We start from the raw sequence: 12,362 nt of genomic DNA, 5'->3' as shown, positions 1-12,362 counted from the left end.
CAATGGACCTCACGGATTTCCATTTTATCCGAGTGTATTACCTGTTACTCCTCATCCCCATGGCGTTTCTGTGGTGGAGGATCAGGCCTAAGCCCACCCGTCAATCCATTCAGACTGCAGGGATCGCACCACATCTTGCTGCCGCCCTGCAATTGGGCGCGGAGGAGAACCGTCGAATTCACCCCATCGACGTCGCCATGATCATCGCCACGCTTGTCACTCTAGCGGCGGCGGGGCCAACTTGGTCGCGCGCGCCCAACCCGCTTATCGCGGATACCGCGCCGTTGGTGATCGCCCTTAAAGTCTCCGAAAGTATGGAGACCACCGATCTTGCGCCGTCGCGCCTTGATCGGGCCAAGTTCAAAATCGCCGACCTGATCAACGAACGCGCCGGAGCACGCACCGCCCTGATCGCTTATGCCGGTTCCCCTCACCGTGTTGCGCCTCTGACCGAAGATGCCAACATTCTGCGCCCGCTGCTTGAGGGGCTGACGCCAGCCGTGATGCCCAAACCAGGTGATTCCGCCGCTGATGCCCTGGCGCTAGCACAATCCATTCTGGACGAAAGCGAGAGCCCGGGTGCGGTTTTGTTCGTTCTGGACGATCTCGACCCGTCTCAGGTTCCCGCTCTAAGCACCCCAACCCATGATCTTTTCTTCCTGACCATGCTGCCCGATAACGACCGGATTGCGCAGCTGGGAAATGTCCACGCTGCTTCGACTGTTGCGTTCACGGATGACGACCGGGATATCTCTCGGCTGCAACGCCAAATTCAGTCGGCCTATACCGCAGCCCTGGACGATGACGATCGTTTGGACTGGCAAGACAAGGGTTGGATGCTGGCCTGGCCCGCTGCGCTTATGTCTCTTTTGTGGTTCCGTAAGGGTTGGGTGATCCGTTGGGCGCTTTTGGCGTTGCTCGTCCTTCCGCCCTCGGGCGCGCGCGCCGAGGGTTGGCGGGATTGGTTCCTGACACCGGATCAGCAGGGGCAAATTGCGATGAATCAGAAGCAGTTTGGAGACGCGGCCGAGCTGTTTGAGGACCCGTATCACAAGGGCTATGCCTATCTCAAAGACGGACAATATGAACAGGCCTCTGAGATTTTCGCCGGTTTGAACACGGCCGAGGCCGCTTTTGCCGAAGGCATGGCCCGTATCCGAAACCGCGAATACCGCCCGGCAATTGCAGCGTTTGAAACCGCTCTGGAACGTCGCCCGGATTGGCCAGAGGCGCAACATAACCTTGAGGTGTCTAAGGCCATCTTGGACTATGTCGAAACGACCCGGGAGCAGTCTGACACGGGCGAGGAAGCTGGCATCGGCGCGGACGATACTGTGTTCGACAATGACGACGCGCGCGGTAGCGAAACCACGGTCCAAGCACCCAAGGACGGACCACAAACGCTGAATGCGGAGCAATGGATCAGCACCATTGATACCGACATGCAGGATTTCTTGCGCAATCGCTTCCTGTTGGAAAATCAGGAGCGAACGGAATGAGATACGCGCTCCTCTTCATTCTCCTCTTCCCCGTTTCTGTCTTCGCACAAGGCAACGAAACAAGTGCCCCGCTGATCACCGTGGAGGCCCCGCAGGAGCCCGTCATCGTCGGCCAGCCAGCGATTGTTCGGATCAAGGTTCTGGTGCCGACCTTCATGCCTCAACCGCCGGAATTTCCCTCCTTGGAGCAGCAGAACCTTTTGGTGCGCCTACCCGAACGGGCCTCGGGGCCGGTTAGTGAGACCGTGAACGGCGAGACATGGTCGGGTGTCCAGCGCAGCTATCGAGTGTATCCTCTGATCGCCGGCGACATCACCTTCGATGCGCAGACGGTCGCCGTGACCTATGCCGATCCTGTCACGAATGCCCCGGTACAAGCCACGGTCGACCTGCCTCCGGTCAAAATCACTGCAGAAATACCGGGTGGCGCGGAAGGCCTCGATCCGTTGATCATCGCAACCGGTTTTACCCTCGAGCAGAAACTCGAAGGCCCAACCGACATGCAGGCCGGTGACGTCATCACGCGCGAATTGACTGCCCGCATCTCTGGTACAACGCCGCTGTTGATCCCGGTTCTGACACCGCAGCAGCAAAGCCCACTGCTGCGCGCCTATCCCAAAGAACCCCGGATTTCAGAAACCGAAGAACGTGGAGTGTTGTCCGGCCAACGTCAGGAGGAGGTCGTGTATATCGCGCAGCAAGAAGGTGACGCGCAGTTGCCCGAGGTTTCCATCGACTGGTTCAACCTGCAGACCAACCAGATCGAAACCGCCTCAGTTCCCGCGACGGACCTGACGCTTGCGCCACCAAAATGGCAGCCGCCAAGTCTGGACGCAGTTCTAAAGTTCGTTGCCTTTACCGCAATCGCCCTTTTTGCGACTGGTGCTTTGTGGCGTTTTCTTTCCGCACGCATCCGCGATCTGAGAGAGGCACACCGTGATCAGTATCTCGCGTCGCGGAGATATGCTGAAGACGCTTTGAAGACCGCGGTACAAGCTCATGATTTAAATGCGACGTATACCGCGTTGGAGCTTTGGAGATCGCGTGGCGGCAACTCTAAGAATGCAGAAAAGCTAGAGGAATGCCTGACCCGTATCGGCGCTGCCCGGTACTCCGGTCGCGATCAATCTGAAGACTGGAGTTCCGCCTTGCAAAGCCTAACCTCAATGAAAGATGCGGTCGCGCGCGACAAGGATGCTTTGCCGCCGCTGAACCCCTAAATTAACTCTGGCAATTGGCAATCAGTTTGCTGCGGTCGATCAGGCGAAGGCGCCCATAGCCGAGTTCGACCAGACCCAGATCCACCAAACGATGCAGGTTGCGATGCAAGGTCGGTTGAGAAACCGCGACCATCGCGGCCAGCTCCTCTTGCGATACGATGATCCATCCGTCGGCTTTCGCAGCACCCTCGTCCAGATGCAACAGACGCAAAACAAGGCGTTTCTCGGTGCCCGTGACGGCCAGATTGGCCATGATGCGCAGGGATGTTTTCATGTTCTCGCGCGTCAATGCGTAGAAATCGCGTATGTATTCCGGGTTGTCCTGAACCAGCCTCTCGACCCGAGAGGTGGGAAAGAACAAGGCCCGGGTTTTCTGGGTCGCCATCACACTAATGAGGCGTCGCGCTTCGGCGAACAGCGCCAAATCACCAACCCAAAACCCGCGCCCATCGCGATGCACGACAAATTCCTGTCCATCATCGGCCGGGGCGGTGATCTGAACAGCGCCGCTGAGAACCGCGTGAATTCCATTTGCCTCATCGCCGTAGAGATAAAGCGTTTCCCCCGCATCAAAGGTTTTTCGCACGGCGCAGGTCATAAGATCGCTCTGAAATTTGTGGCCGCGCGCGCCAAACCAATCCGACTGGGTCAGCGTTCGGATATCCTCATCAACATCAAACATTAGTATCTTTCAAAGCGATCATATGATAAGTTTTCGATACGTTTCATAGCCTAATCTAGTTCTGTTCGATTCTCGGACCAATAGATAGTTTTTTGTCCGACAATCAACACCTTGCTCGCGGTCTTTTCCTTAAGTCGGCCGCTGCCATTAACGATAAAATTACCGGGCCATTAATTCCCGTTTACTGAGGAGTACTACATGTCACCTCCACGAATGATTGCTAACAATTGGCGCAGTGCAGTGCGCAGGGTCGCTGTTGCCACCGTAGCCGTTGTCCTTGCCCTGCCGGCTTGGGCGCAGGATCAAAAGCCCAATATTCTTGTGATATGGGGCGACGACATTGGTCAGTCGAATATCTCGGCCTACACGATGGGCCTGATGGGATATCAGACACCCAATATCGACCGCGTTGCCAAAGAAGGCATGATCTTCACCGACTATTACGGTGAGCAGTCCTGTACCGCAGGTCGATCCTCCTACATCATGGGTCAGTCCGTGTTCCGGACCGGTTTGTCCAAGGTTGGCCTTCCCGGTGCTGATCTGGGGATGCAGGTCGAGGATCCGACCATTCCCGGCCTACTGAAAGACCACGGCTATGTGACCGGTCAGTTCGGCAAGAACCACCTGGGTGACAAGGATGAGCACCTACCGACAAACCATGGATTTGATGAGTTTTTCGGGAATCTTTATCACCTGAATGCCGAGGAAGAACCGGAAAACGAAGACTATCCCGGTGATCGCGTGTTGGCTGATGGCCGCACCTTCCGCGAGGCGTATGGCCCACGTGGCGTGATCAAATCCAAATCCGATGGCACGATCGAGGACACCGGCCCTCTGACCCGCAAGCGCATGGAAACCGTAGATGATGAGACCGTGGCGGCCGCAATCGACTTCATCACCCGCGCGCACGAGCAGGGTCAGCCCTTCTACGTCTGGTGGAACGGGACCCGAATGCACTTCCGGACCCACGTCAAGGACGAGATGCGCACCAAGGCCAACGAAATCTCGGGTCGTGTGGCCGATGAGTACACCGCAGGCATGATTGAACATGACATGCATGTCGGGCAACTGCTCGATTTGCTGGACGAGCTTGGCATCGCCGACAATACGATCGTTCACTACTCCACCGACAACGGCCCGCACATGAACACATGGCCGGATGCCGCCGCGACGCCTTTCTGGGGTGAGAAGAATACCAACTGGGAAGGCGGATGGCGTGTGCCCTCGATGGTGCGCTGGCCGGGCCAGATTGAGGCCGGTTCTGTCACCAACGAGATCGTTCACCATATGGACTGGCTGCCCACCTATCTTGCAGTCGCCGGCGATCCGGACATCAAGGAAAAGCTGAAAGCGGGCTATAGCTCGTCTGGTATGGGCCGTGACTACAAGGTGCATCTGGATGGCTACAATATCCTGCCCTTGCTGACCGGTGAGTCCACCGAAAGCCCCCGGAAAGAGATCTTCTACTTCTCGGATGATGGCGACCTGACGGCGCTTCGTTTTGAGGACTGGAAGCTGATCTTCCTGGAGCAGAAAGCATGGGCAACCCTGCGCGCCTGGATCGAACCCTGGACCGAGCTGCGCATCCCGTTGATCATCAACCTGCGACGCGACCCGTATGAGCGCGCATACCGGACCTCGAACACATACTATGACTGGCTGTTGGATCGGGCCTATTTCCTGGTTCCCGCCCAGCAATATGTCGGTACGTTCCTGAGCACGTTTGAGGAATTCCCACCGCGCCAGAAAGCGGCAAGCTTCAACCTAGATCAGGTTATGGAGAAGCTGACAACGCCGACCAACAACTAATACCGGCGTTCAAATATACCGGGCCGCCCGTCATGGGGCGGCCCTTTTCCATTCCAAAACCACCGAGAATTTCATGAAACACGCTGTTCTTAGCGCCCTTTTGTCTGTTGCCCCCTTTGCGTCGCTGGCGGACCCCCTGCCCAGCTGGACGCAAAGTGACTCGAAAGCCGCGATTGTAGAGTTTGTCCAGGCCGTGACCGACCCTGACGGCCCGGATTATGTCACCCCTGCGGACCGGGTCGCGGTCTTTGACAATGACGGCACGCTTTGGGCGGAACAGCCTGTCTATTTCCAGTTCATCTTTGCGATGGATCGGCTGGCCGCGATGGCTGAGCAAGATCCAAGCATCCTGACCACTCCGACCTTGAAAGCCGCTGCAGAGGGTGATCTTGCGACCGTCCTGGAAGGGGGGCACGACGCGTTGATCGAGGTCGTCAACGCCTCGCATTCCGGCGTCAGCGTCGAGGCGTTTCAGGCAGCCGTAGCAGACTGGCTTGCCACAACACAGCACCCCGATACTGGTTTACCCTTTGATCAGATGACCTACCAACCAATGGTCGAGCTGCTGCGTTATCTGCGTGATGAGGGGTTCACGACCTACATCGTCTCAGGCGGCGGTCTTCATTTCATGCGGGTCTTTGCCGAACAGGCCTATGGTATCCCGCCTGAACAGATCCTCGGCACTTATGGCACTACCAGCTATGCGCAGGTCGATGGTGTTCCAACCATCGTCAAGGAACCGGGCATCGCCTTTATCGACGACAAAGAAGGCAAGCCGATCAACATCGAACGCACGCTCGGCAAACGCCCCATTCTGGCCGGGGGTAACTCGGACGGCGACTTCGCCATGATGGAGTGGACCACGGCGGGTGATGGTCCGCGTCTTGGGGTCCTTGTCCACCACACGGATGCGGAACGGGAATGGGCCTATGACCGCGAGAGCCCAATTGGCCGCTTGGTTGACGGGCTGGATAAAGGCCCCGACATGGGCTGGGTCATTGTGGATATGGCGCAGGACTGGTCTCGCATCTACACTGGTGCTGACTAACCTGCGCCGGAGGCCCTAAGCCCATGTGGACATTGCTTGTTTCTGCTCTCGTTTTTTGTCTCTACGTGACAGCATGCTTGTTCTCGCTGCGCGCGGCACAAACCGCGCGTACCCCTCAGGGGGCCGTGGGCTGGGTGGTCTTCCTGATCTCGGCCCCGTTCTTGGCGGTACCGATGTATCTGTTTCTGGGCCACCACCGCTTTCGCGGCTACCGCATCGCGCGACAGGAAAGCGAGCGCGTCGTCGAAGGCATCAAGACCTTTGCCGACTATTCGAAACCCGATCCCTCGACCATGACACTCAACCCGCGTCCGTTCGAGGTTCTGGCCCACCTGCCCGTCTCACGCGGGAACGGGGCCGAGCTGCTGGTCGATGGGCAGGCCACGTTTGACGCGATTTTCAAGGCCATTGATGCGGCTGAAAACTACATCCTGATCCAGTTCTATATCGTCCGGGATGACACGCTTGGGCAAGAGCTGCAGAAAAAGCTGATCGCCGCTGCCAAGCGCGGTGTGCATGTTCGGTTCATGACGGATGCTGTCGGCAGCTACGGCCTTCCGACAACGTATCTCGAAACGATGCGCGAGGCCGGGATAGATGTGGCCGACCCCAAAGAACAACGTGGCCCGAACTTCCGGTTTCAGCTGAACTATCGCAATCACCGCAAAACAGTGATCATTGATGGCGAAACCGGCTTCATCGGCGGTCACAATGTCGGGGTCGAGTATCTGGGCCAAAGCGATCGTTTCGGCCATTGGCGTGACACACACCTGAAAATGACCGGCCATATCGTGCGGCAACTACAACTGATTTTCTGCGAAGACTGGCACTGGGCGCGCGATGAGGATCTGATTGACCACCTTGATTGGGCAGGAAGCGAGGCCGAGCAGGACATGAATGCCCTTTTGGTGGCAACCGGGCCGGGAGATGACACCGAAACCGGCGCAATGCTGTTCTTTGCCGCCATCGCTGAGGCCAAGGAAAGGTTATGGATCGCCTCGCCCTATTTTGTGCCGGATATCGACATCATGACCGCCCTGCAGCACGCCGCGATGCGCGGCGTCGATGTCCGTATTCTGCTGCCAGACGTGATCGACCACCGCCTGCCGTGGTTGGCCGCCTTCGCCTATTTCGATGAGATCCGAGACTGCGGCGTACGCGTGTTTCGCTACACTGACGGCTTCATGCATCAAAAGGCGTTTGTGGTCGACGATGCCCTGGCTGCGGTTGGAACGACAAATCTGGACAACCGCTCATTCCGGCTGAATTTCGAAGCAATGGCGCTGTTCTTCGACCCACGCGCGGCGGAAGCCGTCAGTGAGATGCTGTCGGCCGATTTCGAGAACTGCTATGAGCTAACGCGATCCATGCCCCAGCAACCAGCCCATATCCGTTTTGGTGCCCCTCTGGCGCGGCTCTTTGCCCCTATTCTTTAAGAGAAAATTCGGTCCTGAAATACGCGCGTCATCATCGCAACCATGTAAGCGGTCGACAGGCCAAAGGCCAACAGCCCCGCCACAGAAGCGAAAGATCCGAAAATCCGAAGTGCCTCACCCAGAACAATGTCGCCGTAGCCCAGGGTCGTGAAGGTCACCAAGGAAAAGTAAATCGCGGTGTTCCAATCCGGCAGAACGTCGAGCAACACCCAGACGATCGCCCAAATCCAAACCTGAATGGTGTGGATCGCGACAATGAAAACGAGAGCCACCGCAATCGGCATCGCCGTGCCCAGAAACACGCCTCTCTTTTCCAGATTGGTTTCCATCTTCATGATCACCACGGTACACCATGTCAAAAGCAGGATTTCGACCAGAAAACAAAGGCCCAGAAACGTGCTTCCCCAGACAATCTGATGTAGCAAGGTCATGTTTTTACGTCCTGAATCAAGCTGCGGTAAGGTCGTCTCAGCATGACCTTTGCGGCCCGCAAGCACAAGGGCACAGGCCGATGTCAGGTATCAAGACCCAGTCGGCACTGGACAGCGGGTCAAACAGTTGCACATCTAGGACGAAAAGCGAGGCGGATCATGCTGTTGTCGATTGAACATGTTCACAAGACCTATCCCGGTGGACGGCCTGTGCTGCAGGATGTTTCGCTGTCGCTGGACCACGGCCAAACCTTGGCGCTAACCGGTGAAAGCGGCAGTGGCAAATCCACCCTGCTGAACCTTTCGGCTGCGCTGGATCATTTTGATGCCGGAGAGATCACGCTGGACGGTATTGCTCTGTCACGTCTGGATGATGCCGGGCGCGCCGGGCTACGACGGAAACACGTCTCGCTGGTATTTCAGCAGTTCAACCTGATCCCATCGCTGACGGTCGCCCAGAACCTGTCCTTCCACGCGCGGTTGGCTGAGTGCCACGACCCCGAATGGGAGGTTCATCTAGCTGATCGCCTCGGCCTAAGTGATCTTCTGTCCCGCTTCCCTGAGCGACTGTCCGGCGGTCAACAACAACGCGTCGCCATAGGGCGCGCGATGGCCGTCAGACCCAACCTACTGCTCGCGGATGAGCCAACGGGAAATCTGGATGAAACCGCCAGTGCGGCCGTTCTGGATCTGATGCTGTCCCTCGTGGCTGAGTCAGGTGCCGCGCTGCTGCTCGTGACCCATTCGCAAGAGATCGCAGGCCAACTGGATCGCCGAGTTCACTTGGCAGGCGGGCGTATTCAATGACGGCTGCCATAATACAGGCGCTGTCGTCTCATTGGCGAAGCCATTGGTTGCAGCTTGCAACGCTTCTGATTGGGATCGCATTGGCAACCGGGCTTTGGTCGGCCGTTCAGGCGATCAACGCCGAGGCCCGCGCCAGCTACGCCCGTGCCAATGCGCAGCTTGCCTTGGGTCAATTTGACGAACTGCGCGACCCTTCAGGCGCGATCCCGCTGGACCGCTACGCCGACCTGCGCCGCGCAGGTTGGCAAGTCGCAGCGGTGCTCGAGGGGCCCTATCGCATCCAAGGCCGAACGCTGCGCGTGTTAGGCGTCGACATGGTCGCCTATCCGGCTCTGCCTGCGATCACCGAGGCTGAGGCCGAAACGGATCCCGCTGATATCCTGACGGCCCCGGGCCGCTTGCTGGCCTCGGACGAGTTGGCCACCCTATTGCAGTCACAGGACAATCTGCCGCCGGTCCTGATCACGACCGAGCTTCCACCCGACGTGATCCTGACGGACATCGGAGTCGCCGAAACCCTGCTCGGCGCGTCCGGCCAAATCTCTCGCCTTGTGGTTCTGCCGAACCAACCCCGCTCGGTCCCTCCACTGTCGGAAATCGCGCCCGAATTGGAGCGGGCCAGCCCTGCCTCACAAGTCGACACCGCGCAGCTGACCGATAGTTTCCACCTGAACCTGACCGCGTTTGGAATGCTGTCCTTTGCCGTGGGGCTGTTCATCGTCAACGGCACGGTCGGTCTGGCCTTTGCACAGCGTCGGGGCATGATCCGAACCCTGCGGGCGCTGGGGGTCTCGATGCGGCGGCTGGTCTGGTTGATCCTAGCTGAACTTACCCTACTGGCTCTGATCGGAGGCACTATCGGCCTGATCCTGGGTTTCTTCCTCGCCGGAGCACTTTTGCCAGATGTGGCCGCCACATTGCGTGGTCTCTATGGGGCGCCTGTGACCGGGCAATTGACCCTCCAACCCGCATGGGCGATGGTCGGACTGGGAATGGCGCTCGGAGGCACTCTGATCGCGAGCGCACAAGCCCTTTGGCGCCTGTCACGAATGCCGTTATTGGCTGGCCCGGGCGTGCAGGCCTGGCGCGGCAGCGGGCAAGGCCAACGGCTAGCGGCCTACAGCGGCGTGGCGCTGCTTGTCTTCGGGGGCCTCGCCTACACCGCGGTCGGAGGCCTCCTCGGAGGTTTCGCACTCTTGGCCGGTCTGTTGACCGGTGCAGCCTTGCTGTTACCACTTTGCCTGTCCATTGCATTAAAACTTTGCGCTCGTCGCGCCCGCGGACCGGTTGCGCAATGGGTCTGGGCCGACATGCGCGCACAACTGCCCGGTCTGTCGCTCGCCCTGATGGCGCTGCTGCTGGCCCTGGCGGCGAATATCGGCGTGGGAACCATGGTCTCCAGCTTCCGCCTCACCTTTGTCGGCTGGCTGGATCAACGACTGACATCCGAGCTTTACCTGACGGCTGAGAGCAACCAACAAGGGCGTGAGATCACCCAGTGGCTAGAGCCGCAAGTCACCGCCATCCTCCCCATACGCAACGTTGAACTGGCGCATGAAACCGGGCCGTTGTTCCTGTATGGCGTGGTCGACGACCCGACCTACCGCCAGTATTGGCCGTTGATCGCGCGCACCGATGACAGTTGGGATCGGGTCATGTCGGGTGGTGCGGTTTTGATCAACGAACAGCTTGCGCGACGCGCCGACCTTTGGCCCGGTGACGTGCTACGCCTTGGTCCGAACCACCAACTGCCAGTCGCAGGGGTTTACTCGGACTATGGCAACCCGACCGGGCAAGCGATTGTTTCGATGGCGCAACTGGACCAAATCGCACCGGGGCAAGAAGCGCGCCGGTTCGGCATTCGTAGCGATCCGAACCGCGCAACCGATTTGGCGCAGACTCTGCGCGAGCGGTTCGACCTTGCGCCTCAGGCCATCGTTCAACAGGCCGCGATGAAAGCCCAATCCCGCGCGATCTTCGAGAAAACCTTTGTGGTGACCTCTGCCCTGAATGTTCTAACGCTTGGGGTTGCCGGTTTTGCCATCCTCACCAGCCTCCTGACGCTCTGGACGCAGCGCTTGCCCCAGATCGCTCCGGTTTGGGCGCTTGGGTTGAATCGCGCGCAATTGGCGCGGCTGGAGCTTTCGCGCAGCGCCATTCTGGCCGCGATGACGGCTTGCCTTGCGCTTCCTCTTGGGCTGATCCTCGCCTGGGTGCTGCTGGCCGTGATCAATGTCGAGGCCTTCGGCTGGCGGCTGCCGATGTATGTCTTCCCATGGGACTGGCTGGTTCTCTTCCTGCTGACCCTCGTTGCCGCGCTGGCCGCGGCCGCCCTGCCCGCCCTGCGTCTGTTACGGCTGCCACCCGCCGACCTGCTGAGAGTATTTGCCAATGAACGCTAAGGCCCTTTTGATAGCCCTGCTTCTTTTTCCCCTCGGTGCCTTGGCTCAGGGGTATGCAGGGCTTGGCGGTTCTGCAGAAGGGTTCGAAGTCCCTCAACGCGGCTACACTTTCGAATTCCCCGCAGATCACGGCCCTCATCCGGCGTATCGGATCGAGTGGTGGTATTTGACGGCCAACCTGAAGGGAGACGATGGGCAGGACTATGGCATTCAATGGACCTTGTTCCGATCAGCCCTCAAACCCTTTGAAACCGAAGGCTGGCAGAGCCCTCAGATCTGGATGGGTCACGCGGCAGTCACCACGCCTGAACGCCATTTCTTTGCGGAACGCCTGTCACGCGGTGGCGTGGGCCAGGCCGGTGTCACGGCGCAGCCTTTTGCGGCATGGATCGACGAGTGGCGGATGAGTGGACCTGACTTTGATACTCTGTCTCTGACCGCCAATGGCACGGATTTTGGCTATAAGTTTGCGCTGAACGCTCAAGGGCCGTTGGTCTTTCATGGGGGTGCTGGCTATTCCGTAAAATCCGCCGACGGACAGGCGAGCTACTACTATTCGCAACCGTTCTACGCTGTGGAAGGCACATTGCATCTGCCGGACCGGGACGTCACGGTCACCGGTCAGGCGTGGTTGGATCGCGAGTGGTCCTCGCAGCCGCTGGCCGAGGATCAGAGCGGATGGGATTGGTTTTCGCTCAGCCTTGATACTGGCGAGAAGCTGATGGGTTTTCGCCTGCGCGGTGATCGTCAGGACTTTACGGCGGCCACTTGGATCAATGCAGATGGCACCACGCGGGCTTTGCCTGACGGGTCGGCCTCCTTCACGCCGCTTGAAACCGCGTCGGTTGCCGGGCGCGACGTGCCGATACGCTGGAACGTCACATTGCCGGACTATGACTTGGATGTTGAGGTCGCGGCGTTGCTCCCCGATGCGTGGATGGGAACGCGATTTGAGTACTGGGAAGGCCCGGTCACCGTCTCAGGCAGCCACGCCGGGCGCGGTTATCTGGAGATGACCGGATACTGAT

General features: G+C 58.8%; 10 protein-coding genes. 8 read left to right on the top strand and 2 right to left on the bottom strand.

Annotated features, from left to right (window positions below; all coding sequences use genetic code 11):
* Positions 1 to 2 precede the first annotated feature (2 nt).
* Positions 3 to 1,499 carry a VWA domain-containing protein gene (locus ACP15L_RS00550; protein WP_425082749.1) on the top strand — a complete coding sequence of 499 codons (1,497 nt, stop codon included), beginning with the start codon at positions 3 to 5 and terminating at the stop codon, positions 1,497 to 1,499.
* Entirely contained in the window at positions 1,496 to 2,719 is a 1,224-nt protein-coding gene (locus ACP15L_RS00545; RefSeq protein ID WP_425082748.1) for a hypothetical protein, read from the top strand. Before ACP15L_RS00550 ends, ACP15L_RS00545 begins: the two co-directional genes overlap by 4 nt.
* Before the next feature lies 1 nt (position 2,720).
* On the opposite strand, the gene ACP15L_RS00540 is transcribed toward ACP15L_RS00545, so the two are convergent.
* Positions 2,721 to 3,401 carry a Crp/Fnr family transcriptional regulator gene (locus ACP15L_RS00540; RefSeq protein ID WP_170373655.1) on the bottom strand — a complete coding sequence of 227 codons (681 nt, stop codon included), beginning with the start codon at positions 3,399 to 3,401 and terminating at the stop codon, positions 2,721 to 2,723.
* A 198-nt stretch (positions 3,402 to 3,599) separates the two neighbouring features.
* Between ACP15L_RS00540 and ACP15L_RS00535 the strand changes: the two genes are divergently transcribed.
* The 3 genes from ACP15L_RS00535 to cls all read left to right on the top strand — a co-directional run bounded on the left by ACP15L_RS00535 (position 3,600) and on the right by cls (position 7,694).
* Positions 3,600 to 5,210: an arylsulfatase gene (locus tag ACP15L_RS00535; protein ID WP_425082747.1), complete on the top strand. Its 1,611-nt coding sequence runs from the start codon at positions 3,600 to 3,602 to the stop codon at positions 5,208 to 5,210.
* A gap of 73 nt (positions 5,211 to 5,283) precedes the next feature.
* Positions 5,284 to 6,258 carry an HAD family hydrolase gene (locus tag ACP15L_RS00530; protein WP_425082746.1) on the top strand — a complete coding sequence of 325 codons (975 nt, stop codon included), beginning with the start codon at positions 5,284 to 5,286 and terminating at the stop codon, positions 6,256 to 6,258.
* A gap of 23 nt (positions 6,259 to 6,281) precedes the next feature.
* Positions 6,282 to 7,694: a cardiolipin synthase gene (gene cls / locus ACP15L_RS00525; protein WP_425082745.1), complete on the top strand. Its 1,413-nt coding sequence runs from the start codon at positions 6,282 to 6,284 to the stop codon at positions 7,692 to 7,694.
* Here the strand turns inward: cls and ACP15L_RS00520 are convergent.
* The gene (locus ACP15L_RS00520; RefSeq protein ID WP_425082744.1) at positions 7,691 to 8,125 is read right to left on the bottom strand and encodes an ion channel; all 435 of its coding nucleotides are present in this window, start codon (positions 8,123 to 8,125) and stop codon (positions 7,691 to 7,693) included. The two genes, cls and ACP15L_RS00520, sit on opposite strands and share 4 nt — an antisense overlap.
* A 159-nt stretch (positions 8,126 to 8,284) precedes the next feature.
* Here ACP15L_RS00520 and ACP15L_RS00515 point away from each other — a divergent pair, with 159 nt between their 5' ends.
* The 3 genes from ACP15L_RS00515 to ACP15L_RS00505 are packed head-to-tail and all read left to right on the top strand — an operon-like array spanning position 8,285 to position 12,361.
* Positions 8,285 to 8,932, top strand: a complete 648-nt coding sequence (locus tag ACP15L_RS00515) for an ABC transporter ATP-binding protein (protein ID WP_425082743.1) — start codon at positions 8,285 to 8,287, stop codon at positions 8,930 to 8,932.
* Entirely contained in the window at positions 8,929 to 11,334 is a 2,406-nt protein-coding gene (locus ACP15L_RS00510) for an ABC transporter permease (RefSeq protein ID WP_425082742.1), read from the top strand. The genes ACP15L_RS00515 and ACP15L_RS00510 overlap by 4 nt, the downstream gene beginning before the upstream one ends.
* A complete protein-coding gene (locus ACP15L_RS00505; RefSeq protein ID WP_425082741.1) occupies positions 11,324 to 12,361 on the top strand; it encodes a lipocalin-like domain-containing protein in 1,038 nt (345 codons plus the stop codon). Before ACP15L_RS00510 ends, ACP15L_RS00505 begins: the two co-directional genes overlap by 11 nt.
* Position 12,362 lies beyond the last annotated feature (1 nt).

It is taken from the genome of Ruegeria profundi (assembly GCF_049800715.1).
GTDB classification, from domain to species: Bacteria; Pseudomonadota; Alphaproteobacteria; order Rhodobacterales; family Rhodobacteraceae; genus Ruegeria; species Ruegeria profundi_A.
The sequence above is the reverse complement of the archived record's forward strand: the minus strand, read 5'-3'. Positions and strand labels throughout refer to the sequence as shown.